This is a genomic window from Streptomyces sp. PA03-5A (genome assembly GCF_033792725.1).
Lineage (GTDB): Bacteria > Actinomycetota > Actinomycetes > Streptomycetales > Streptomycetaceae > Actinacidiphila.
On the sequence record NZ_JARAVL010000018.1, the window covers coordinates 53,962 to 77,109 of the forward strand.

Here is a 23,148-nt window from a genome sequence, read left to right on the forward strand (position 1 = left end):
GAGTGGTCCGGTCGACCGGACGGGCCGGTACGAGGAGGCGTCGGTGGAGACCGAGGAACGGGACGAACGGCGGCTGACGGCCCGCCGGGAAGCGGCGCGGCTGTCCGCGGAGGGCGTGCGCGCGGTCGCCGTCAGCTGGGTCGACAACGCGGGCATCAGCAGGGCCAAGACCGTGCCGCCCGCCCGGCTGCCGCACGCCGCGCACCGCGGGGTGGGCATGTCGCCGGTCTTCGACGTCTTCACCTCCGACGACGCCATCACCTCCTCCCCGCACATCGCCGGCCCCGACGGTGACCTGCGTCTCTTCCCCGACCTGGACCGCCTCACCGTGCTGGCCGCCCGCCCCGGCTGGGCCTGGGCCCCGGCCGACCGCTACGACCAGGAAGGCCGCCCGCACCCCGCCTGCCAGCGGCTGTTCGCCCGGCGCATGACGGAGCGGGCCGCCGAGCGCGGCCTGGAGCTGCGGATGGGCTTCGAGACCGAGTGGGTCGTGGTCAAGGACGACGGCAGCGGCGACTGGGCCTCCCGCGGCCCGGCCTACGGCCTGACGCGGGTGACCGAACTCTCGGACTACCTGCTCGACCTGCACGACGCGCTCGCCGCGCAGCGCATCGAGGTGCTGCAGGTGCACCCCGAGTACGCGCCCGGCCAGTTCGAGGTCTCCACCGCGCCCGCCGACCCGGTGCGCGCCGCCGACGAGGTCGTCCTCGTCCGCGAGACCGTACGCGCCGTCAGCGCCGCCCACGGCCTGCGCGCCTCCTTCGCCCCGACCGTCGTCGCCGGGCAGGTAGGCAACGGCTGCCACCTGCACCTGAGCCTGCGCGAGCACGGGCACAACCTGCACCGCGACCCCAGCACCCCGTACGGCCTGGCGCCCGCCGCGAACACCTTCCTGGCGGCCGTGCTCGACGCCCTGCCCGCCCTCTGCGCCATCGGCGCCCCGTCCCCGGCCAGCTACCTGCGGCTCGTCCCCTCCCACTGGGCCGGCGTGCACCGCTGCTGGGGCGTGGAGAACCGCGAGGCGGCGCTGCGCCTGGTGCCGGGCGAGTCCGACGACCCCGACGGCGGCCACGCCGAGCTCAAGCCGTTCGACGCGGCGGCCAACCCCTATCTCCTGGTCGGCTCCGTCATCGCGGCGGGCCTGGCCGGCCTGCGCGACGGCGCGGGAACGCTGCCCCCTCCGGTCAGCGGCGATCCCGGCGAGCGCGGCGACCAGAAACGGCTGCCGACCTCGCTCAGCGAGGCCGTCTCGCACCTGGTGCGCAGCGGGACGCTGAAGGAGGCGCTGGGGGAGGCGCTGTTCGGCGCGGTGGTCGCGGTGCGGCGCGCCGAGTCCGAGGCTTTGGCCGAGTACGGTCCCGCCGAGCTCGCGGAGGCCACCCGGTGGCGCTGGTGATCGAGCTGCCGCCGCTGGTCGACCACCACTGCCACGGCGTCGTCCGCGGCGAGCTCGGCATCGCGGCCTTCGAGGGGTACCTCACCGAGTCCGACGCGCCCGCGGCGCCCGGCACCACCTACTTCGACACCCAGACCGGCTTCGCCGTGCGCCGCTGGTGCCCGCCGCTGCTCGGCCTGGAGCCGCACTGCCCGCCGGCGAGCTACCTCGCACGGCGCCGTGAGCTCGGGTCGCACGAGACCACGCACCGGCTGCTGCACGGCAGCGGCATCGGCACGTACGTCGTCGACACCGGACTGACGGGCGACCTGACGACGCCCGCGGAGCTGGCCGCGGCGGGTGGGGGAGCGCAGCGGGAGATCGTGCGGCTGGAACGGCTCGCCGAGGACGTCGCCGGGACCTGCGACTCGCCCGGGGCCCTGGTCGAGGGCATCGCCGAGGCGGTCCACGCCGCCGCGCGCACCGCCGCCGGCTTCAAGTCGATCGCCGCCTACCGCCACGGACTGGGCCTGGCCCCGGAGCCCCCGGCGCCCGGTGAGGTGCGGCACGCCGCCGGGGCGTGGCTGGACGCGCGGCGCGCCGGCGGCACCCGGCTCGACCACCCCGTCCTGCTGCGGCACCTGCTGTGGACGGCCGTCGCGACCGGGCTGCCGCTGCAACTGCACACCGGATTCGGCGACCCGGACCTGCGGCTCGACCACGCCGATCCGGCGCTGCTGACGGACTTCGCCCGGGCGACCGCGGGCACGGGGATCGCCCTGGTGCTGCTGCACTGCTACCCGTACCACCGTCAGGCGGCCTACCTGGCGAACGTCTTCCCCCACGTGCACGCGGACGTGGGTCTGGCCCTCACCCATGTGGGGGCACGGGCGGGCGCGGTCCTCGCGGAGTTCCTGGAGCTGGCGCCGTTCGGGAAGCTGCTGTTCTCCACGGACGCCTACGGGCTGCCCGAGCTGTACGTGACCGGCGCCGAGGTCTTCCGCGGCGCGGTGCGCGACGTGCTGGGCGGCTGGGTCGCGGACGGTGCCTGGTCGGCGGCCGACGCCCGGCGCGTCGCGGCCATGGTGGCCGCGGACAACGCGCGACGGCTGTACCGGCTCGGCTGACCGGGCCGGTGGCGGCTAGGCGGCCGGCGCGGGCTCGGGGGCGGCTGCGACGGCCTCGGTCACCGGCGCCTCGCCGGGCTCGGTCTCCGGCCGCTCCCGCATCGACAGCAGCACCCGCAGCACCGCGATCCACACCAGCGTCGAGCCGAGCATGTGGAGGGCCACCAGCACCTCGGGCAGCTTCGTGAAGTACTGGACGTAGCCGATGACGCCCTGCGCCAGCAGCACGATCAGCAGGTCCCGCACCCGGGCCCGCGGTCCCCCGGGGGCGTCGACGGCGCGCAGCACGAACCACAGCGCGATCGCCAGCCCGCACACCACCCACGCCAGGTCGGCGTGGAGCTGCGAGATGGTCTCCCACTTCACCGGGACGCGCGGCACATCGCTGCTGTCGCCCGCGTGCGGCCCCGCCCCCGTCACGAGCGTGCCGACCGCGATGAGCGCCGCGGAGGCGGCGACCAGCACCCACGCCAGCTGCCTGACCGGCTTGCCGACCAGGGGGCGCGGTCCCGCGTCGCCCTCGCCGGCCCGCTGCCACATCAGCAGCGCGACGGCGATCAGCGCGCTGGAGAGCAGGAAGTGCGCGGCGACGGTGTACGGGTTGAGACCGGTCAGGACGGTGATGCCGCCGAGTACGGCGTTGCCCATGACGACCCAGAACTGGGCCCAGCCCAGCCGGGTCAGCCCGCGCCGCCACGGCTCCGCGGCCCGCGCGGCGATGATCGCCCAGCCGACGGCCGCGCACAGCACGTAGGTCAGCATGCGGTTGGCGAACTCGATCGCCCCGTGCAGCCCCATGGCGCCGGTCGCGGTGAGGCTGTCGTCGGTGCACTTGGGCCAGGTCGGGCAGCCGAGACCGGAACCGGTCAGCCGGACGGCGCCGCCGGTCACCACGATGACGACGCTCATCACGAGCGCGGCCAGCGCGGCCCGCCGGACCGTCTCGGGGGACGGGGTCCAGCGCTGGGCGATGAAGGCCAGGGGGTTTCGCACGGCTTGGCCTGCTTGGCTGAGATTCGGCACGGCCACCATCGTAGGGGCCCCCTTGTGCATTCCTTCACGAGGGGGACGCCCAGGGGAGGGGACGGGGACAGAAGCGGCGTCGACCAGCGGAAGGACGCCGGCTTCGCCCACTACGGGGACCGCGTCATTCCCACCTGAACCAGCGCGCCGCCGCGCCGAGCCCCAGCACCGCCCACACGGCAAGGATCCCGAGGTCGCCCCAGGGCACGCCCGCGCCGTGCTGGAGGACGTCGCGCAGACCGTCCGACAGGGCCGAGATCGGCAGCAGTTCCAGGACGGAGCGCGCAGCGCCGGGGAACCTGTCGAGCGGCACGATCACCCCGCCGCCGACGAGCAGCAGCAGGAAGACCAGGTTCGCGGCGGCGAGCGTGGCCTCGGCGCGGAGTGTGCCGGCCATCAGCAGGCCGAGGCCGGAGAAGGCCGCCGTGCCCAGGGCGAGCAGCAGGAGCACCGAGAGCGGGTTGCCGTGCGGCGACCAGCCCAGGGCGAACGCGATCACGGTGAGCAGGACGACCTGGAGGATCTCGGTGACCAGCACGGAGCCGGTCTTGGCGGTCATCAGCGCCCAGCGCGGCAGCGGCGACGCACCGAGCCGCTTGAGCACGCCGTAGCGCCGCTCGAAACCGGTGGCGATGGCCTGGCCGGTGAAGGCGGTGGACATCACGGCCAGCGCGAGGACGCCGGGGGCCAGGAAGTCGACGGCCTTGCCGGCGCCGGTGTCGACGATGTCGACGGCGCTGAAGAGCACCAGCAGCAGCGTGGGGATGACGACGGTCAGCAGCAGCTGCTCGCCGTTGCGCAGCAGCATCCGGGTCTCCAGTGCCGTCTGCGCGCCGATCATCCGGGGCAGCGGGGCCGCGCCGGGGTCGGGGGTGAAGGTGCCGGTGGCGGTCACGAACGCAGCTCCTTGCCGGTGAGCTCCAGGAAGACGTCCTCCAGGGTGCGCCGCTCGACCGCGAGGCGGTCGGGCATCACGCCGTGCTGGGCGCACCAGGAGGTGACGGTGGCCAGCATCTGCGGATCGACCTTGCCCTCGATGCGGTAGCTGCCCGGGGTGAGCTCCACGGCGGCGGAGTCGGCGGGCAGTGCCTTGAGCAGCGAGGCGAGGTCCAGGCCCGGGCGGCCGTTGAAGCGCAGGGTGTTCTCCGCGCCGCCGCGGCACAGTTCCTCGGGGGTGCCGCTCGCTATCACGCGGCCCTTGTCGACGATCGCGACGTCGTCCGCGAGCTGCTCGGCCTCGTCCATGAAGTGCGTGGTCAGGACGACGGTGACGCCGTCGGCGCGCAGCTCGCGCACCAGCTCCCAGGTGGCGCGGCGGGCCTGCGGGTCCAGTCCGGCCGTCGGCTCGTCCAGGAACACCAGCTCCGGGCGGCCCACGACGGCCATCGCGAGCGCCAGACGCTGCTGCTGGCCGCCGGAGAGCCGGCGGTACGGGGTACGGCCGCAGGACTCCAGGCCGAGCCGTTCGATCAGCAGCGCGGGGTCGAGGGGGTGGGCGTGCAGCTTGGCGGTGTGCCGCAGCATCTCCTCGGCGCGGGCACCGGCGTACACGCCGCCGGACTGCAGCATCACGCCGATCCGGGGCCGCAGCGCGGCGGTCTCCCGTACCGGGTCGAGCCCCAGCACGCGGACCCGGCCCCCGTCGGGACGGCGGTACCCCTCGCAGGTCTCGACGGTCGTGGTCTTGCCGGCTCCGTTGGGTCCGAGCACGGCGGCCACGGTGCCCCGGGCGACGGTCAGGTCGAGCCCGTCCACCGCGGTCTTGGGGCCGTATCGCTTGACCAGTCCGGTCACCTCGACCGCGGGGTCCATTCGCATGACGGGAAGTCTACGAACCCCCGGGGCGCGCTCCGCCGGGAGGGCGGCGCCCGATGCCGCCGCCGCCGGTCGCGGCGGGCGGGGGCCGGGTCCCGGGCACCGGCGAAGATCGTTTCCGCAGGTCAGGTTAGGTTTCCCTAAGTGATGCAGCAGACATCCGCCCGGGGGACCGCCGCTTGCCTCTCCGAGATGAATTACGCAACACTGGTCTTGTGAAAAACGTGTCCGAGGCTCAGGAGGAGCAGACGACCGGGGAGCGGAGCACCCGCAACCGGGTCGCCAGGTCCGTCCTGGTCCACGGGCCGTCGACCGCCGCCGACCTGGCGGAACGGCTCGGGCTGACCCAGGCGGCCGTACGTCGCCACCTGGACGCGCTCCTTGCCGAGGGCATGGTGGAGCCGCGTGAGAAGCGGGTGTACGGGAACCGCGGCCGCGGCCGCCCGGCCAAGGTGTTCGCGCTGACCGACTGCGGCCGCGACGCCTTCGACCAGGCCTACGACCAGCTCGCCGCCGACGCCCTGCGCTGGATCGCCGAGTCCGCCGGAGGCGGGGAGGAGGGCGACGCCGCGGTGTCCGCCTTCGCCCGCGCCCGGGTCGCCGCGCAGGCCGAGCGCTACCGGGCGGTCGTCGAGGCGGCCGACCCCGAGGAGCGCACGCAGGCGCTCGCCAAGGCCCTCAGCCAGGACGGGTACGCTGCCACCACGCGCGGCGCGCCCGCCTCCGCCGGGGAGCAGCTCTGCCAGCACCACTGCCCGGTGGCCCACATCGCCGAGCAGTTCCCGCAGCTGTGCGAGGCGGAGGCCGAGGTCTTCTCGCGCCTGCTCGGCACCCATGTACAACGGCTGGCGACCATCGCGCACGGAGACGGTGTCTGCACCACCTTCGTGCCGAAGACCGCGTCGCCGGCCGGAACCACCGCACCGACCAACACCGCAAGCAACGCCGGGAGGAACCCCGCATGACTGCCCCCCTGGAGACGGCTCACCCTGAACTCGAGGGTCTGGGCAACTACGAGTATGGCTGGGCCGACTCGGACGTAGCCGGTGCCGCCGCCCGTCGAGGTCTGAGCGAGGACGTCGTCCGCGACATCTCCGCGAAGAAGGACGAGCCCGAGTGGATGCTCAAGCTGCGTCTCAAGGGCCTGAAGCTCTTCGGGAAGAAGCCCATGCCCACCTGGGGCTCGGACCTGTCCGGCATCGATTTCGACAACATCAAGTACTTCGTGCGGTCCACGGAGAAGCAGGCGGAGTCCTGGGAGGACCTGCCCGAGGACATCAAGAACACCTACGACAAGCTGGGCATCCCCGAGGCGGAGAAGCAGCGGCTGGTCGCGGGTGTGGCCGCGCAGTACGAGTCGGAGGTCGTCTACCACCAGATCCGCGAGGACCTGGAGGAGCAGGGCGTCATCTTCCTGGACACCGACACGGCGCTGAAGGAGCACCCGGAGCTGTTCCAGGAGTACTTCGGCACGGTCATCCCGGCGGGTGACAACAAGTTCGCCTCCCTGAACACCGCGGTGTGGTCCGGCGGCTCCTTCATCTACGTGCCGAAGGGCGTGCACGTCGAGATCCCGCTGCAGGCCTACTTCCGGATCAACACCGAGAACATGGGCCAGTTCGAGCGGACGCTGATCATCGTCGACGAGGACGCCTACGTCCACTACGTCGAGGGCTGCACGGCGCCGATCTACAAGTCGGACTCCCTGCACAGCGCCGTGGTCGAGATCATCGTGAAGAAGGGCGGCCGTTGCCGCTACACGACGATCCAGAACTGGTCGAACAACGTGTACAACCTGGTCACCAAGCGCGCCGTGGCGTACGAGGGCGCGACCATGGAGTGGGTCGACGGCAACATCGGCTCCAAGGTGACGATGAAGTACCCGGCCGTCTACCTGATGGGCGAGCACGCCAAGGGCGAGACGCTGTCGATCGCCTTCGCGGGCGAGGGCCAGCACCAGGACGCCGGCGCCAAGATGGTGCACATGGCGCCGAACACCTCCTCCTCGATCGTCTCCAAGTCGGTGGCCCGCGGCGGTGGCCGCACCTCCTACCGCGGCCTGATCGAGATCGGCGAGGGCGCCGCCGGCTCCAAGTCGAACGTGCTGTGCGACGCGCTGCTGGTGGACACGATCTCCCGCTCGGACACCTACCCGTACGTGGACGTCCGCGAGGACGACGTGTCGATGGGCCACGAGGCGACCGTCTCCAAGGTCAGCGAGGACCAGCTCTTCTACCTCATGAGCCGCGGCCTGGAGGAGACCGAGGCGATGGCCACCATCGTCCGCGGCTTCGTGGAGCCGATCGCGCGCGAGCTGCCCATGGAGTACGCGCTGGAGCTCAACCGGCTGATCGAGCTGCAGATGGAGGGCGCGGTCGGCTGACGCCCGGCTGCTCCGTCCACCACGAACCGATGCCCCTGCAGGGCCGTGAGCGAGCCAACGGGCGCGCCGCTTCCGAAAGTGACGAGACCAAGCGAGGAACGAGCGCAGTGTCGAGGAACGTCGGAAGCGGATTCGAGCGCCCGGAGGCGAGCGAGCACACATAGGCAGAAAGAGGCAGTAAGACAGCCATGGCTGAAACCATCCCGGCCGCCGGTGCCACCACCGAAGGCGCCATCCAGGTCGGCCAGCCCCGGGACGCCCGGGTCAGCGCGCCCGCGTCCTACGACGTGGCCGACTTCCCCGTGCCGAACGGCCGCGAGGAGGAGTGGCGCTTCACCCCGCTGGAGCGGCTGCGCGGTCTGCACGACGGCACCGCCGTCGCGACCGGTGGCGGCGTCAAGGTCGAGGTGAACGCCCCCGCGGGCGTCACCGTCGAGACCGTCGGCCGGGACGACGCCCGGGTCGGCAAGGCGGGCAAGCCGGTGGACCGGGTCGCCGCCCAGGCCTACAGCTCCTTCGAGAAGGCGTCGGTCATCTCCGTCCCCAAGGACGCGGTGCTTACCGAGCCGGTGCGGATCTCGGTGCACGGCCAGGGCGGGGTCGCCTTCGGCCACCAGGTCGTCGAGGTCGGCGCCTTCGCCGAGGCGGTCGTGGTCATCGACCACACCGGTGACGCCGTCGTCGCGGCCAACGTCGAGTACCTGATCGGTGACGGCGCCAAGCTGACCGTCGTGTCGATCCAGGACTGGGACGACACCGCCGTGCACGCGGCCCAGCACACCGCGCTGGTCGGCCGCGACGCGACCTTCAAGTCCGTCGTGGTCACCTTCGGCGGCGACGTCGTGCGGCTGCACCCGCGGGTCGTCTACGGCGCCCCGGGCGGCGAGGCCGAGCTCTACGGCCTGTACTTCACCGACGAGGGCCAGCACCAGGAGCACCGCCTCTTCATCGACCACGACACTCCGCACTGCCGGTCCAACGTGGCGTACAAGGGCGCGCTGCAGGGCCGGGACGCGCACGCGGTGTGGATCGGCGACGTGCTCATCCGCGCCGAGGCCGAGGGCACCGACACCTACGAGCTCAACCGCAACCTGGTGCTCACCGACGGCGCCCGGGTCGACTCGGTGCCGAACCTGGAGATCGAGACCGGCGAGATCGTCGGCGCCGGTCACGCCTCGGCGACCGGCCGCTTCGAGGACGAGCAGCTGTTCTACCTGATGGCCCGCGGCATCCCGGCCGACGAGGCCCGCCGGCTGGTCGTCCGCGGCTTCTTCGCCGAGCTGATCCAGCAGATCGGCGTCGCCGACCTGCAGGAGCGCCTGCTGGAGAAGATCGACGCGGAACTGGAGGCGTCCGTCGTATGACCGCCGCCGAAGGTTTCGTCCGCGCCTGCGCGCTGAGCGAGCTCGAGGAGGACACGCCCAAGCGTGTCGAGCTCGGTGGCGTTCCGGTGTCGGTCGTGCTCACCGAGGGCGAGGTGTTCGCGATCAACGACATCTGCTCGCACGCGAACGTCTCCCTGTCCGAGGGCGAGGTGGAGGACTGCCAGATCGAGTGCTGGCTGCACGGCTCCTCCTTCGACCTGCGGACCGGCAAGCCGTCCGGGCTGCCCGCGACGCGGCCCGTCCCCGTATACCCCGTTCAGATCCAAGGGGACGATGTGCTCGTCTCCGTCACCCAGGAGTCCTGAGACACCCATGGCAACGCTTGAGATCCACGACCTGCACGTCTCCGTCGAGGCCGAGGGCGGTCCGCGGGAGATCCTCCGCGGTGTCGACCTGACCGTGAAGCAGGGCGAGACCCACGCCATCATGGGCCCGAACGGCTCCGGCAAGTCGACCCTGGCCTACTCGCTCGCCGGGCACCCGAAGTACACCATCACCGGTGGCACCGTGACCCTGGACGGCGAGGACGTGCTGGCCATGTCCGTCGACGAGCGGGCCCGGGCGGGCGTCTTCCTGGCCATGCAGTACCCGGTCGAGGTCCCCGGCGTCTCCGTCTCCAACTTCCTGCGCACCTCGGCCACCGCCATCCGCGGCGAGGCCCCGAAGCTGCGCACCTGGGTGAAGGAGGTCAAGGAGGCCATGGAGCGCCTGCACATGGACCCCTCCTTCGCCGAGCGCAACGTCAACGAGGGCTTCTCCGGCGGTGAGAAGAAGCGCCACGAGATCCTCCAGCTCGAACTGCTCAAGCCCAAGATCGCGATCCTCGACGAGACCGACTCGGGCCTGGACGTCGACGCGCTGCGCATCGTCTCCGAGGGCGTCAACCGGGTGCGCGAGAGCGGTGAGGTCGGCACCCTGCTGATCACCCACTACACGCGCATCCTGCGCTACATCAAGCCCGACCACGTCCACGTCTTCGCCGCGGGGCGGATCGCCGAGTCCGGCGGCCCGGAGCTGGCGGACAAGCTGGAGGCCGAGGGCTACGAGGCCTATGTGAAGGGAGGCGCGTCCGCATGACATTGCAGCTGCCGGGCCTGCTGGACACCGAGGCGATCCGCAAGGACTTCCCGGTGCTGGACCGGCTGGTCCACGACGGTAAGAAGCTCGTCTACCTGGACAACGCGGCGACCTCGCAGAAGCCGCGCCAGGTCATCGACGCCCTCAGCGAGTACTACGAGCGCTACAACGCCAACGTCCACCGCGGTGTGCACACGCTCGCCGAGGAGGCCACGGCGCTGTACGAGGGCGCCCGTGACAAGGTCGCCGCGTTCGTCAACGCCCCGAGCCGCGACGAGGTGATATTCACCAAGAACGCCTCGGAATCGCTGAACCTGGTCGCCAACATGCTGGGCTGGGCCGACGAGCCCTACCGCGTGGACAGCGAGACCGAGATCGTCATCACGGAGATGGAGCACCACTCCAACATCGTCCCGTGGCAGCTGCTCTCGCAGCGCACCGGCGCGAAGCTGAAGTGGTTCGGCCTGACCGACGACGGCCGGCTCGACCTGAGCGACATCGAGCAGGTCATCACCGAGAAGACGAAGATCGTCTCCTTCACGCTCGTCTCCAACATCCTGGGCACGGTCAACCCGGTCGAGGCCATCGTGCGCCGCGCCCAGGAGGTCGGCGCCCTGGTGCTGATCGACGCCTCGCAGGCCGCGCCGCACATGGTGCTGGACGTGCAGGCGCTGCAGGCCGACTTCGTGGCCTTCACCGGCCACAAGATGCTCGGCCCGACGGGCATCGGCGTGCTGTGGGGCCGCCAGGAGCTGCTGGAGGACCTCCCGCCGTTCCTGGGCGGCGGCGAGATGATCGAGACCGTCTCGATGCACGAGTCGACGTACGCGCCCGCGCCGCACAAGTTCGAGGCGGGTACGCCCCCGATTGCCCAGGCCGTCGGTCTCGGCGCGGCCGTGGACTACCTGAGCGCCATCGGCATGGACAAGATCGCCGCGCACGAGCACGCGATCACCGAGTACGCGCTGAAGCGGCTGAAGGAGGTGCCCGAGCTGAAGATCATCGGCCCGGACACCCCCGAGGGCCGCGGCTCCGCGATCTCCTTCACCCTGGGCGACATCCACCCGCACGACGTGGGCCAGGTCCTGGACGAGCAGGGCATCGCCGTGCGCGTCGGCCACCACTGCGCGCGGCCGGTCTGCCTGCGGTACGGAATTCCCGCGACCACACGAGCGTCGTTCTATCTGTACTCCACTCCGGCCGAGGTCGACGCCTTGGTCGAGGGCCTGGAGCACGTACGGAACTTCTTCGGCTGAGGGACGGACGGCGAAGCCTGTGAAGCTGGATTCGATGTACCAGGAAGTCATCCTGGACCACTACAAGAACCCGCACGGCCGCGGCCTGCGCGACGGTGACGTCGAGGTGCACCACGTCAACCCGACGTGCGGCGACGAGATCACGCTGCGCGTCAAGCTCGACGGCACGTCCATCCGGGACATCAGCTACGAGGGCCAGGGCTGTTCCATCAGCCAGGCCAGTGCCTCCGTGCTCAACGAACTGCTCGTCGGCCGCCAGGTCGACGAGGCCGTGAAGGTCCAGGAGGTCTTCCTGGAGCTGATGCAGTCCAAGGGCAAGCTGGAGCCCGACGACGCGATGGAGGACGTGCTGGAGGACGCGGTCGCGTTCGCGGGCGTCTCGAAGTACCCGGCGCGCGTCAAGTGCGCGCTGCTGAGCTGGATGGCGTGGAAGGACGCCACCGCCCAGGCACTGGGCGATGGCGCGGTCAGGGAGTCCGCATGAGCGAGAACGCAGAAGTGACGACGACGAAGCCGGCGAGCGAGGAGGAGATCCGTGAGGCCCTCTACGACGTCGTCGACCCCGAACTGGGCATCGACGTCGTCAACCTCGGCCTGATCTACGGCATCCACATCGACGACAGCAACGTCGCGACCCTCGACATGACGCTCACGTCGGCGGCCTGCCCGCTGACCGACGTCATCGAGGACCAGGCGAAGTCGGCCACCGACGGCATCGTCAACGACCTGAAGATCAACTGGGTCTGGATGCCGCCGTGGGGCCCCGACAAGATCACCGACGAGGGCCGCGACCAGCTGCGCGCGCTCGGCTTCAACGTCTGACCCGCACGGGACCACGACCGCGGGACGCCGCTCCGGGGAGGAGCGGCGTCCCGCGGTCGTATTTTCGTTTGCGGGGGTTCCCCCGGGTCGGTGAGTCTCCGCGCATGAGCAGTCATTTCGCCGCCATCGGACTCGGCGTGACCGACCGGGACTCCTTCCGTTCACTCGTCGTCGGGCTCCTCGAACGCGCGGACACGCAGCACGTCGAGGGTGAGCTGAGGCGGCACGTGTGGACGGGCGCCGGAGGCGCCCGGGTCGTCATCGAGACGCAGGGGCGCTCGATCGCCCAGGTGCTGCCCTGCCTGGTGCCCGCCGAGCCGGTGCTGGTGGCCCGCGTGGCGCTGGTGGACGAGGAGACCGCCCGGCTCGAACTGCTGGAACGTCCCTGCGGGACGATGCTGTGCCCGCTCGCGGTGGAGCTGGAGGACCGCGCCGTGCTGCGCTCCCGGGGCGGTACGGCCCCCGAGGGCGAACTGCGCCTCGCCGCGCTCGCGGAGCGGCTCACCCTCCACACCGGGGGCAGGCAGGCGTACGACGCCGCGCAGGAGGAGGGCGAGATCGGTTTCGCGCCCGACTACCTCCTTCCCTTCGGCCTGTTCGCGCCCGAGGGGGCGGGCGAGGACTGGGTGCCCTCGGCGCACGCGGCGTTCGCCGGGGAGGTCCTGCTCGCCGAGGTCCACGAAGGCGGGGCAGGGGGCGGCCGCTTCCACCGGCTGCGGGTGCGCACCATCGGCGGCCACGAGGTCGATGTCGCCGTGGCCGGCGAGGAGTTGACGGACACCCCGGCCCCGGGGCACTGGGTGGACGGGGAGTTCTTCCTGACGGGTTCGCTGGGCCTGGCGCCGGCGCCGGACACCGCCCGGAAGCGGTGGTGGCCGCGCCGGTCCTGAGGGGCCCGCCATGCGTACGAGCGTACACATCGATGTGTACGCTCGTACGCATGGCATACGCATTGCTGGGCGGGGCGATCCTCGCCGAAGTGCTCGGTACGACGTCCATGAAGTACAGCGACGGCTTCACCAAGCTGTGGCCCTCCCTCGGCACCACCGCCGGCTACCTGATCGCCTTCGCGCTGCTCGCGCAGACGCTCAAGTCGATGTCCGTGGGCACCGCCTACGCGATATGGGCCGGAGTCGGCACCGCGGCCATCGCCGCCATCGGCATGGTCTTCCTCGGCGAGGCGGCCACCGCCGCCAAGCTGACGGGGATCGCCCTGGTCATCGCCGGGGTGGTCGTCCTCAACCTCGGCGGCGCCCACTGATGGCCCGCCGGTACGACCCGGAGCGGCGGCAGCGCATCATCGACGCCGCGATCCGCGTCGTCGGCGAGCGCGGCATCGCCGGGCTGAGCCACCGGGCCGTCGCCGCGGCGGCCGACGTCCCGCTCGGCTCGACCACGTACCACTTCGCCACCCTCGACGACCTGCTGGTGGCCGCGCTGCGGCAGTGCAACGAGGTTTTCTTCCGGGAGGTCGGGGAGCGCGCCCTGCTCGGCTCGCCCGGCGCCGACCTCGCCGCGGAACTGGCCCGGTTCGTCGAGGAGACGGTCTCCCGGGACCGTCCGCGTGCGCAGCTGGAGTACGAGCTCTACCTCGCCGCGCTCCGCCACGATGCCGTACGCCCGGTCGCCGCGGAGTGGGTGGACCACATGGCCGCGCTCCTCACCCGGTGGACCGACCCGGTCACCGCCCGCGCGCTGGCCGCCCTCACCGACGGGATGTGCCTGCAGGCACTGCTGACCGGCCGCGACATCGACCGGGAGGAGGCCCGCGAGGTCTTCGCCCGGATCATCGGCACCTGTGACCGGGTTCGCTGACCTATACCGGCCGCGACCTGATCCGGCATCCTCACGCGCCGCATTCACGCCTTCACGTGATCGATTCTTGTAGAGCGTCGATCGGAGGGCAGTATGAAACAGGCGATGAAGGACATACCGAGGGTGGTGTGGCTCCTGGCCAGCGGCATGTTCTTCGTGGCGGCGGTGAGCTTCACCTTCGTCTACCTCTTCGTCTACCTGACCGGACCGCGGGGGCTCAGCACCTCCCAGGCAGGACTCATCGCCGGTGTGGGCGGCGTCGGCATGGTCGCCGGCAACTTCACCGGCGGCTGGTTCGGCGACCGCTTCGGGCACCGCCGCACCCTGATCACCGGCATGGTCGTGTCCGGTCTCGGCCTGGCGGCCCTGCCGCTGACGCCGACCGCCGCCCTCGCGGTGGTCTTCCCGGTCGCCCAGTACGCCACCGGCATCACCCGGGCCTCCAACTCGGCGCTCATCGCCTTCTCCGTGCCCGAGGGCTCCCGCCGTCAGGGCTTCGCCCTGCTGCGCTTCATGGCGAACCTCGGCGTCACCGTGGGCCCGCCGCTCGGTGCGCTGATCGCCACGACGATCTCGTACGACTGGCTGTTCGTGGCCGACGGCCTCGGCATGCTCTTCTTCGGTGTCTACGCGCATTTCATCCTGCCGGCGAACGGCAACCACCGGCCCAAGGGCGAGGCATCGCCCGACGCGCCCGGCCTGTGGACCGCGCTGCGCGCCCGGCCCGCCGTCCTGGTGCTGCTCGTCGCGATCCTGGTCGCCGACACCATCTACCGCCAGCAGTACTCCACCCTGCCCGTGTACCTGAAGGACCACGGCATCGGCACGGGCGTCTACGGCGCCCTCATCGCCATCAACGGCGCGCTGGTGATCCTCCTCGAACTCCCGGTCACCATCGCCCTGCGCCGGCGCGCCCCGCTGCCGATCATCGGCCTCGGCGTGATCCTGGTCGGGCTCGGCTTCGCCGCGCTGACCACCGGCGGATGGTACGTCGCGGCCGCCGTCGCGATGATGATCCTGCTGACCGTGGGCGACATCCTCTACAAGTCGCCGTCCACCGCCTACGTGGCCGACAACGCCCCCGACCACCTGCAGGGCCGCTTCCAGAGCATGTACGCCGGCGCGTCCATCAGCGGCGTGGTGCTGGCCGCCCCGCTCGGCGGCGTGCTCTACGAGCACGCGCCGGGCGCGCTGTGGCCGCTGTGCGCGGTGCTCGGCGTCATCGCCGGCGCGGCCGTACTCGGTGCCCAGCGGCTGCCGGGCGTACGGGACGCGGCCGCCGAACCGGACGCGGTCAAGGCCGCGACGCAGTCCTGACCGCCTCGAGCGCCTCCGCCACGCTCGCCGTGATGTCCGTGACCGGGTAGAACACCCGCCGGACCACCCGGTCCGCGCCGACCACCAGCGTCAGCCGCTTCAGCCGTACCGCGCCGCCCGCGCGGAAGGTCGGCAGCCGCAGCGCCGCGGACAGGGTCAGCTCCGCGTCCGACAGCAGCGGGAAGCGCAACCGCTCCCGCTCGGCGAACTCCGCCTGCTCGTCCGGACGCTGGGTGCTCACCCCGTGCACGGCCGCGCCCGCCGCGGTGAACTCCGCCTGCCGGTCCCGGTAGGTGCAGGACTCCAGCGTGCAACCCGCCGCACCCGGGATGTCGCCCCAGCCCGGGGGGTAGGACGCGGGCCGCGCGTAGGCGCCGGGGAAGCAGTAGAGGACCGTGAACGGGCGGTCCGCGGCCACCGGGTCGCGGAGTTCGCCGTCCGGGCCCGCGGGGAGCAGCAGCGCGGGCACGCGGGTCCCCGTCAGCGCGTGCACGCGCTCCGCCTCCCGTGAGCCGTCCGGTGCGGTGCCGGTGGTCGTGCCGTCGCCCAGCACCCACTGGTCGCCCCAGTCCTGGAGGGCGATCAGCACCGGCAGCAGCGCCCGGCCGCGCGGGGTGAGCCGGTACGCGTGGCGCACGGGGCGGTCCTGGTACGGCTCACGGGCCAGCACGTCCGCGTCGACCAGCAGGCGCAGCCGCTCGGCCAGCACCTTGCGGGAGACGCCGAGTTCGCGCTGCAGGTCGTCGAAGCGGTCCACGCCGCGGGCGGCGTCCCGCACGATCAGCAGCGTCCACCAGTCGCCGACCACGTCGAGGGCCTGGGCGATGGAGCAATTCGCGTCACCGAGTTCTGTGCGGCGGGCCATGCCGCTATCCTGCCAGCCGGGAGTGAGTTTCCAAAAGGAACTCACTGGGCGGAGGAGGGGGTACGGGCATGCGCGAGGTGCCCAGGGTCGTCTGGTTGCTGGCCGCCGGGGTCTTCACGAACGCGGTCGTGAGCTTCACGTTCGTCTACCTCTTCGTCTGGCTGACCTCGGTACGGGGCCTGCCCGTCCCGGAGGCCGGGCTGATCGCCGGCACGGGCGGGGTGGGCCTGGTCGCCGGCAACTTCACCGGCGGCTGGTTCGGCGACCACCTCGGGCACCGCCGCGTCCTGCTCGCCGGGTCCGCCGTCTCTGGCGCCGGACTCGTCCTGCTGCCCGCCCTGCCGACCGCCGCGCTGCTGCCCGTCCTGCTGCTCGCGCAGTACGCGTCCGGCACCGTGCGGGCCGCCAACTCCGCGCTCGTCGCCGTCTCCGTCCCCGAGGGCGCGCGCCGCCAGGGTTTCGCCGTGCTGCGCTTCGCCTCCAACGCGGGCTTCACCGTGGGGCCGCCGCTCGGCGCGCTGCTGGCCGCCCGCACCTCGTACACCTGGCTCTTCGTCGCCGACGGCCTCGGCACCCTGCTCTTCGCCGGCTACGCCGCCCGCGCGCTGCCCGCCCAGGGCGCCCGCCGGGCCCGTGCCGTCCGCGCCGCCGGCGCCGACGGGTTGTGGGCGGCACTGCGCGCCCGGCCCGCCGTCGTGGTGCTGCTGGCGACGGTCCTGGTCACCGACACCGTCTACCGGCAGCAGTACTCCACCCTGCCCGTCTGGCTCGCCGACCACGGCATCGGCACCGCCGCGTACGGCCTGCTCATCGCCGTCAACGGAGGCGTCATCCTCTGCCTGGAGATCCCGGCCACCGTCGCCCTGCGCCGCCGCCCGCCGCTGCCGATCATCGGCACCGGGCTCGTCCTCGTCGGCGCCGGCTACGCCGCCCTGGCCGGCGGCCCGTACATCGCCGCCGCGGTCACGATGATGCTGCTTCTCACGGCGGGGGAGATCCTCTACAAGACCACCGCCACCGCCTACGTGGCCGACAGCGCCCCCGACCACCTGCAGGGCCGCTTCCAGTCCCTGTACGCAGGCGCCTCGGTCAGCGGTACCGTCCTCGCCCCGCCCCTCGGCGGCGGCCTGTACGAGGCCGCGCCCGGCGCGCTGTGGCCGGTCTGCGCGGTGCTGGCCGCGCTCAGCGGGGCGGTGCTGCTGGCGGCCGCCGCTCGGTGGCGGCGCGGCTCCGGGTCCGCCGACGCGGGTGCGCGGGACACCGGATCGGCCGGGGCCGAGGCGGGCGGGCGCCGGCGTTCCGGATGGCGGGCCGGTTGGGCAAGTGCGGGACGCAACGACTAGCGTTCGACACATGACTGAAACGACCGCCACCTCTCGCGCCACCGGTGCCGTTGCCGCAGGCCTCGCCACGATCGCCGCCGACGGCACCGTCCTCGACACCTGGTTCCCCGCGCCCGAGCTCGTGGCGGCGCCCGGCCCCGCCGGGACCGAACGGCTCTCCGCCGAGCAGGCCGCCGAGCTGCTGGGAGACGCCGCCCCCAAGGCCCTGGGGCCGGACCCGCGCCGCGGCGTCGAGGTCGTCGCCGTACGCACCGTCATCGCCTCGACCGACGACAAGCCGCTCGACGCGCACGACGCATACCTGCGGCTGCACCTGCTGAGCCACCGCCTGGTGAAGCCCAACGGCCAGAACCTGGACGGCATCTTCGGCCTCCTGGCCAACGTCGCCTGGACCTCCATCGGGCCCGTCCCCGTCGGCGACATCGAGCGCGCCCGCCTCGCCGCCCGCGCCGAGGGGCTGCACCTGTCGGTCTACGGCGTGGACAAGTTCCCGCGCATGACGGACTACGTCGTCCCCGCCGGCGTCCGCATCGCCGACGCCGACCGCGTCCGCCTCGGCGCGCACCTCGCGTCCGGCACCACGGTGATGCACGAGGGCTTCTGCAACTTCAACGCCGGCACGCTGGGCACCTCCATGGTCGAGGGCCGCATCAGCCAGGGCGTCATCGTCGGCGACGGCTCCGACATCGGCGGCGGCGCCTCGATCATGGGCACCCTCTCCGGCGGCGGCAAGGCGGTCGTCTCCATCGGTGAGCGCTGCCTCCTCGGCGCCGAGGCCGGCATCGGCATCTCCCTGGGCGACGACTGCGTCGTCGAGGCCGGCCTCTACGTCACCGCGGGCACCCGGGTCTTCCTCCCCGACGAGACCATCGTCAAGGCCAAGGAGCTCTCCGGCGCCAACAACCTCCTCTTCCGCCGCAACTCCATCACCGGCGCGGTCGAGGTCCTCCAGCGCACGGGCTCGTGGGGCGGGCTGAACGAGATCCTGCACAGCCACAACTGACCGCCGGCGGCCGTGACCTGCGGCTGTCTTTTCGATCAACGTCCTGATCCGCTGCTGAGCTGTCGGCAGTTGTCGACGTTGGTCATCGCCGAGCGCCCTTCCACGGCCCGAGGACGGCCCGGGAGGGCGCTCGTGCAGGAGCCCCGCTCCAGGAGTTCGATCCGGGCGCCGTCCGGCGGTACCACCGTGTGGTCGGGACGAGCCTGCGGGGCCCAGCGACTCTCCCGGCCACGCTCGCGCGGGAGCGCCCCGCAGCGGGTGGCTGCGGGGCGCATACCGGGTACTAGTCGACCATCTGCCCGTCGTACGTGCCGCCCTTGCAGGTGTTGGTCGCCCAGTCGACCGTTCCGCCGCCCTGCTCGCACTCACCCGGGGTGGGGCTGGCGGTGGTGGCGGCGGTGGCTGCGGTGGCGGTGGCGGCGCCGGTGAGGCCGAGTCCCGTGAGGGCTGCCGTGGCGATGACGGCGGCGAGGATTCGTCGAATGCGCATGTGGTTCCCCTTTCACGCATTGCCTCGGTTCGGACACTAGTCAGCTTGATCTTCACCCATGTGGGTGGCACGTCACGATGCGCCATTCGGGTGACGGCGCTGTCGGGTGCGGGGCCTGATTCGGCGCGTGCGGGAGGGCCGGGGCCGCGCTGGTGGAGTTGGGCGTGGTCGAGCAGCGGGATCACGCGGTCATGGAGGTGGCCGCGGGCGCCCCGGTGGTCGAGGTCGCGGCACGTCATGGGGTCTCGCGGAACGACGCGACGTCACGACTGTCGGGCGGCTATGACCCGAATTTCGTCCATTGCCCTTCGGAGACCACCTCGACGGAGCCGTCGACGACCTGGATGGCCGTCTGTTCGTCGATGGCGTAGGCCGGGACGCCGATGTCGGCGGCCCAACGCTCCGCGTCAGCCGGGGTGTTCGTTGGGAAGGCGTCCAGGTGCGGGAAGATCGAGAAGTCGACGACTCCCAGAGTGCGGTCGTCCGGCGCGGACGCCCACTCGACGAAGTACGCTCCGATCCGGGGCGTCATCACCATGCTTCCGGCGCTCACTCCCACCCAGACCGTGTCGGGCAGCGAAGGCAGCAGATCGGCCAGCCCGGACTCCCGCATCCAGTGGCACAGGTACGTCGCGTCGCCGCCGTCGACCAGGAGCACGTCGGCCTCCCGGACCCAGGGGACCCATCGTTCTGCGCCGATGGTGGGCAGTGCGGTGAGTTCGAGGACGCCGAGTGACGCCCAGCCGAGGCCGGTCAGGTGCTGCCACCGGGGCTCGGCGGCTACGAGGCCCCGCACCGATGTCGGCCCGCACATCGGGTGACCCCATTGTGCTGTCGGGATGCAGAGGGCGTGGCACTCGGCGATCGGCTTGCCGAGGAGCTTGACGAGCGCCGTGTGGATGCTCGGGTTCGTGACGCCGCCTGACGTGAGCAGGAGCTTCAAGGTGCCTCCAAATTCGCGTGCGGAAGGTGGATGTACCTGAAGACCCGAGACCGTGCTGGAACTCATCGCAGTCCGGGCGACCTCTTCAGAGGCCCTTCAGGTCGCCGGGGCTCTCGGCTCGTCCTCCGGCTGCCATCGACGTTCATGGGACACCCTGAACCGGTGGCGGCGGCCTTGGCCGACGTGACGAGCGCCCCCCGCGGGAGGGCGCTCGCGCGTTGAGGGAGCTGTGCCTCGTATGCGTCAGATCGCCTCGCCCTAGGCCGTGTCGTCAAATGCCCGCCTGCCCCGCGGCGCCTGGCACGGCACTCCCCCAGCCTTCGGCCGGGGGTGCCCCCACGCTGCGTTGTCGAATCGACCGAGTAGCCCACTACGAGGACGACTCGCCGCCTTGCGATGCACCGCACCAGACGCCGCTGGGCCCGCCCTTCGGGCGGCCGGCGCTCATTTGACGACACGACCTAGGCCGCCTTGGCGTCGATCTTCCCCATCCGCTCCTCGTCGACGTGCGTGTTCTCGGCGAGGAACACCGCCCGTACCGGGCCGGAGAGCCACAGCGAGACCGCCGAGAGTTCCGCGACCCCCAGGACGGTGAAGAACATGCCGCCGGAACCGATCGCTGCCGTCCACCAGTCGTAGGAAAGGCCGCCGATGAGCACCGCGACCGGGTAGGCGCCCTGGGAGATCAGGCGGCGGCAGCCGCTGACGACGCCGAGCGCGTCGCCGGGTGACTGGCGCTGCCAGATCGCGGTCATCGGGCCGCCGGTGAGCTGCAGCCCCGCGTTGCGGCCGAAACTCCCCAGGTACCAGAGCCAGTGGGCACCCGGTACGACGAGCAGGATGCGGCCTGCCACGGCCGCGGTGGCCTGTGCGGCGGGCAGGAGGACGTCGGCGCGGTGCGGCCGCTTGCGCAGCGTCATGTACAGGGCGCCGGAGACCAGCCCCACTCCGCCGAACGCGGAGTACGACCCCCAGCCGACACTGCCGGCGTGCCGGGTCACGTAGGCCACCAGCCCGGCTGCCGAGAGGCCGTTGAAGAAGTTCAGGGCGCTGTACGACAGCTGCAGCCGGCGCAGGCCGCGATGCGCCCAGATGAACCGGAAACCGGCCGCGACATGCGCGAACGGCGACTGCCTCGCCCCCCGTTCGACCATGGGCAACCCTCGGGCCAGCACCGCCATGAGGGAGAAGGAGAGCAGCAGCCCGGTGAGACTGGTTCCCAGCACGACGTCCGGCCCGGAGACCGCGTAGGTCCACGCGCCGATCGCCGGTGCCAGGATCTGCGGAACGCTCTGCACCAGGTGGACGAGCGCGTTGGAGCGGACCAGTTCGACATCGCTCGCCAGGTGCCTCACCACACTGACGATGAGCGACTGCGCCACGCTGTCGGCGAGGGCCTGCACGACGAGGACGACGCCGATCAGGACGAAGTCGACGTGGTCGTCGCGCACGATGAGGAACAGCGCGGCGACCGTCGCGGCCAGCACGGCGTTGGCCCCGAGCAGAACGTGCCGTTGAGGGAAACGATCGACGATGACGCCCGCGAACGGGGCGAAGAAGACGCTCGTGAACGTGCGCACCGCCAGCAGGACCGCGAGCGTGGAGGCCTCGCCGGTTTTCGTCGTGACGGTGAGCGTGACGGCGATCGACGCCATTCCCGCACCCAGCAGGTTCAGGAATTCGGACACGAGTATCGCGAGGAAGGTCGCCCGCCTGACAGCAGGGGTAGGGCGCATCACGTGCTGGCCTCCAGGGTGCCGGTGGTGCCCGGCCAAGGCCGGGCAGGGTCGGTCAACGACGTTTGCTCAGGGCGTGACGGGGTCAGCCTGCGCCGCCGCCGGTCAGTGATGGTTCGGGGATTGCGGTATCTCACCGGTGCTGTACGCGCTCGTGGGGGACCTGCCGTGCGTGGGGAGACGGGCTCAAGCGGAGTCCGGGAGCGTGTCGATCACGGCCAGGACCGTAACAGCCAGGCTGAACCGGCGCCTACTGCCTCGGCACACCCGTCACCGACAGGCACTGTGGTCAACGGCATTGAGGTCCGGGAACAGCCGGCGGAGGGTCAGCACCGTGAGCCCGGCGTCGATCGTCGCCCGAATATCCTTCCGGGATGATGCCTGCGCCCCTGACCCACGTCGATGAGGACGCGGCCTGCGGTTTGCCGGGCCGGGCGGTGACGTGTTCCGCGTGCCCGGGGCGACCGTCGTGGTCGGACCCCTGTCGGTGGTGATCGTCGCGGACCCCGGGGACGACCCGGACGTCAGCGGGGTGTGGAACGACCGGGAGTTCCGGCTGGTCGGCCTCGCACCGGCCCCCGTCGCGTCACGCACTTCCTGGTCGGCCCCTGGTCTCGTCGCCACGGTCAGCCCCAGCGGGGACGAAGGAAAGCTCGACGTCTGGGTCGGCGGCCGGCACCGCGGCGCACTGCATCCGCTCGGACTGCTCGACATCCCGTGGCGGCGCTTCGACGGATGACCGATGCGTTCACGCGCCCGCGCGGTGCTCAGCCGGGTGGGAGGGCGAGCCGCAGGACGATCTCGCCGTCGTCGATCTCACCGGTGGGCTCGAAGCCGAACTTGCGGTAGAAGGGCCAGGGTTCGCCGTCACCGGGCTCGTAGCTGGTCAGCAGCTCGGTGGCGCCGTCGGCGCGGACCAGGTCGGCGATCTGGGTGAGCACCTCCCGGCCGATGCCGTGCCCCTGGTGGTGCTTGTCGATGAGGAGGCGCCAGATGAAGTGCCGTCCCTGGTAGGGGCCGGCCGGCGGTTTCCACGACAGCATCACGAAGCCGACCGGCTCGTCGCCGCGGTACACGGCGCGGTACCAGGGGTTGGCGTCCGGCATCTTCGCCGCCTGCTTGAGCGACAGGGACACCGACGCGACGAACTGCTTCTGCTTGTGCCGGACGCGCAGGGCACGGACGGCCTCGCGGTTGTCGTCGGTGATCTCCCGGAGGTGCACGCCTGGGGACGTCATGCCACACCCTTTCCCTGTGCGTACGCGTAGCCGCGGGCGCCGGGTCGTACGTCCTCGCAGCGTATGCGGCCCGCCGCGCCCAGAGCGGGACTGGCGCGCCGGGAGGTGTGCGGACCCGGGCGGCGCATCCGGGGC

Annotated in this window: 25 protein-coding genes; 17 read left to right on the plus strand and 8 right to left on the minus strand. The window is 71.8% G+C overall.

Annotated elements, in window-relative coordinates:
• The first annotated feature begins 43 nt into the window (after positions 1 to 43).
• Complete coding sequence (locus PV410_RS22870; protein ID WP_500327246.1) at positions 44 to 1,396, plus strand: glutamine synthetase family protein; 1,353 nt, start codon at positions 44 to 46, stop codon at positions 1,394 to 1,396.
• Positions 1,393 to 2,502 carry an amidohydrolase family protein gene (locus PV410_RS22875; protein ID WP_500327417.1) on the plus strand — a complete coding sequence of 370 codons (1,110 nt, stop codon included), beginning with the start codon at positions 1,393 to 1,395 and terminating at the stop codon, positions 2,500 to 2,502. Before PV410_RS22870 ends, PV410_RS22875 begins: the two co-directional genes overlap by 4 nt.
• A gap of 15 nt (positions 2,503 to 2,517) precedes the next feature.
• Here the strand turns inward: PV410_RS22875 and PV410_RS22880 are convergent, their stop codons facing one another.
• The 3 genes from PV410_RS22880 to PV410_RS22890 all read right to left on the minus strand — a co-directional run bounded on the left by PV410_RS22880 (position 2,518) and on the right by PV410_RS22890 (position 5,343).
• Positions 2,518 to 3,534: a COX15/CtaA family protein gene (locus tag PV410_RS22880; RefSeq protein WP_500327248.1), complete on the minus strand. Its 1,017-nt coding sequence runs from the start codon at positions 3,532 to 3,534 to the stop codon at positions 2,518 to 2,520.
• Between the two features lie 115 nt (positions 3,535 to 3,649).
• Entirely contained in the window at positions 3,650 to 4,366 is a 717-nt protein-coding gene (locus PV410_RS22885) for an ABC transporter permease (RefSeq protein WP_500327419.1), read from the minus strand.
• Between the two features lie 50 nt (positions 4,367 to 4,416).
• Positions 4,417 to 5,343, minus strand: coding sequence for an ABC transporter ATP-binding protein (locus PV410_RS22890; protein WP_500327250.1), 927 nt, complete (start codon positions 5,341 to 5,343; stop codon positions 4,417 to 4,419).
• Positions 5,344 to 5,555: 212 nt separating this feature from the next.
• Here PV410_RS22890 and PV410_RS22895 point away from each other — a divergent pair, with 212 nt between their 5' ends.
• The 12 genes from PV410_RS22895 to PV410_RS22950 all read left to right on the plus strand — a co-directional run bounded on the left by PV410_RS22895 (position 5,556) and on the right by PV410_RS22950 (position 15,395).
• A complete protein-coding gene (locus tag PV410_RS22895) occupies positions 5,556 to 6,305 on the plus strand; it encodes a helix-turn-helix transcriptional regulator (RefSeq protein ID WP_500327251.1) in 750 nt (249 codons plus the stop codon).
• Complete coding sequence (sufB, locus tag PV410_RS22900; protein WP_499511221.1) at positions 6,302 to 7,723, plus strand: Fe-S cluster assembly protein SufB; 1,422 nt, start codon at positions 6,302 to 6,304, stop codon at positions 7,721 to 7,723. Before PV410_RS22895 ends, sufB begins: the two co-directional genes overlap by 4 nt.
• 188 nt (positions 7,724 to 7,911) lie before the next feature.
• Complete coding sequence (gene sufD, locus PV410_RS22905) at positions 7,912 to 9,087, plus strand: Fe-S cluster assembly protein SufD (RefSeq protein WP_499511220.1); 1,176 nt, start codon at positions 7,912 to 7,914, stop codon at positions 9,085 to 9,087.
• Positions 9,084 to 9,413: a non-heme iron oxygenase ferredoxin subunit gene (locus PV410_RS22910; protein ID WP_396348051.1), complete on the plus strand. Its 330-nt coding sequence runs from the start codon at positions 9,084 to 9,086 to the stop codon at positions 9,411 to 9,413. Before sufD ends, PV410_RS22910 begins: the two co-directional genes overlap by 4 nt.
• A 7-nt stretch (positions 9,414 to 9,420) precedes the next feature.
• Positions 9,421 to 10,185, plus strand: a complete 765-nt coding sequence (gene sufC / locus PV410_RS22915; protein ID WP_500327254.1) for a Fe-S cluster assembly ATPase SufC — start codon at positions 9,421 to 9,423, stop codon at positions 10,183 to 10,185.
• Positions 10,182 to 11,441, plus strand: a complete 1,260-nt coding sequence (locus PV410_RS22920; RefSeq protein WP_500327255.1) for a cysteine desulfurase — start codon at positions 10,182 to 10,184, stop codon at positions 11,439 to 11,441. The genes sufC and PV410_RS22920 overlap by 4 nt, the downstream gene beginning before the upstream one ends.
• A gap of 19 nt (positions 11,442 to 11,460) precedes the next feature.
• Positions 11,461 to 11,925 (plus strand): Fe-S cluster assembly sulfur transfer protein SufU, encoded by a 465-nt coding sequence (sufU, locus tag PV410_RS22925; RefSeq protein ID WP_326576995.1) that lies wholly within the window; start codon positions 11,461 to 11,463, stop codon positions 11,923 to 11,925.
• Entirely contained in the window at positions 11,922 to 12,263 is a 342-nt protein-coding gene (locus PV410_RS22930) for a metal-sulfur cluster assembly factor (protein ID WP_018560667.1), read from the plus strand. Before sufU ends, PV410_RS22930 begins: the two co-directional genes overlap by 4 nt.
• A gap of 104 nt (positions 12,264 to 12,367) precedes the next feature.
• Positions 12,368 to 13,153 (plus strand): hypothetical protein, encoded by a 786-nt coding sequence (locus tag PV410_RS22935; RefSeq protein WP_500327257.1) that lies wholly within the window; start codon positions 12,368 to 12,370, stop codon positions 13,151 to 13,153.
• Between the two features lie 50 nt (positions 13,154 to 13,203).
• Entirely contained in the window at positions 13,204 to 13,524 is a 321-nt protein-coding gene (locus PV410_RS22940) for a DMT family transporter (RefSeq protein ID WP_500327259.1), read from the plus strand.
• The gene (locus PV410_RS22945; RefSeq protein WP_500327260.1) at positions 13,524 to 14,078 is read left to right on the plus strand and encodes a TetR/AcrR family transcriptional regulator; all 555 of its coding nucleotides are present in this window, start codon (positions 13,524 to 13,526) and stop codon (positions 14,076 to 14,078) included. Before PV410_RS22940 ends, PV410_RS22945 begins: the two co-directional genes overlap by 1 nt.
• 105 nt (positions 14,079 to 14,183) lie before the next feature.
• On the plus strand, positions 14,184 to 15,395 hold the full coding sequence (locus tag PV410_RS22950) for an MFS transporter (protein WP_500327261.1): 1,212 nt from the start codon (positions 14,184 to 14,186) through the stop codon (positions 15,393 to 15,395).
• Here PV410_RS22950 and PV410_RS22955 read toward each other — a convergent pair.
• Complete coding sequence (locus PV410_RS22955) at positions 15,373 to 16,260, minus strand: winged helix-turn-helix transcriptional regulator (RefSeq protein WP_500327262.1); 888 nt, start codon at positions 16,258 to 16,260, stop codon at positions 15,373 to 15,375. The two genes, PV410_RS22950 and PV410_RS22955, sit on opposite strands and share 23 nt — an antisense overlap.
• 68 nt (positions 16,261 to 16,328) lie before the next feature.
• Between PV410_RS22955 and PV410_RS22960 the strand changes: the two genes are divergently transcribed.
• Complete coding sequence (locus tag PV410_RS22960) at positions 16,329 to 17,603, plus strand: MFS transporter (RefSeq protein ID WP_500327263.1); 1,275 nt, start codon at positions 16,329 to 16,331, stop codon at positions 17,601 to 17,603.
• A 10-nt stretch (positions 17,604 to 17,613) separates the two neighbouring features.
• Positions 17,614 to 18,606, plus strand: coding sequence for a 2,3,4,5-tetrahydropyridine-2,6-dicarboxylate N-succinyltransferase (dapD, locus tag PV410_RS22965; RefSeq protein WP_500327264.1), 993 nt, complete (start codon positions 17,614 to 17,616; stop codon positions 18,604 to 18,606).
• A 283-nt stretch (positions 18,607 to 18,889) separates the two neighbouring features.
• Here dapD and PV410_RS22970 read toward each other — a convergent pair whose 3' ends face one another.
• The 3 genes from PV410_RS22970 to PV410_RS22980 all read right to left on the minus strand — a co-directional run bounded on the left by PV410_RS22970 (position 18,890) and on the right by PV410_RS22980 (position 21,727).
• Positions 18,890 to 19,096 carry a hypothetical protein gene (locus tag PV410_RS22970; RefSeq protein WP_500327265.1) on the minus strand — a complete coding sequence of 69 codons (207 nt, stop codon included), beginning with the start codon at positions 19,094 to 19,096 and terminating at the stop codon, positions 18,890 to 18,892.
• 280 nt (positions 19,097 to 19,376) lie between these two features.
• Positions 19,377 to 20,039, minus strand: coding sequence for a Type 1 glutamine amidotransferase-like domain-containing protein (locus PV410_RS22975; protein ID WP_500327266.1), 663 nt, complete (start codon positions 20,037 to 20,039; stop codon positions 19,377 to 19,379).
• A gap of 461 nt (positions 20,040 to 20,500) precedes the next feature.
• Complete coding sequence (locus PV410_RS22980) at positions 20,501 to 21,727, minus strand: MFS transporter (protein ID WP_500327267.1); 1,227 nt, start codon at positions 21,725 to 21,727, stop codon at positions 20,501 to 20,503.
• A gap of 499 nt (positions 21,728 to 22,226) precedes the next feature.
• Here PV410_RS22980 and PV410_RS22985 point away from each other — a divergent pair, with 499 nt between their 5' ends.
• Positions 22,227 to 22,514, plus strand: coding sequence for a hypothetical protein (locus PV410_RS22985; protein WP_500327269.1), 288 nt, complete (start codon positions 22,227 to 22,229; stop codon positions 22,512 to 22,514).
• Between the two features lie 28 nt (positions 22,515 to 22,542).
• Here the strand turns inward: PV410_RS22985 and PV410_RS22990 are convergent, their stop codons facing one another.
• Complete coding sequence (locus tag PV410_RS22990; protein ID WP_500327270.1) at positions 22,543 to 23,013, minus strand: GNAT family N-acetyltransferase; 471 nt, start codon at positions 23,011 to 23,013, stop codon at positions 22,543 to 22,545.
• Positions 23,014 to 23,148 lie beyond the last annotated feature (135 nt).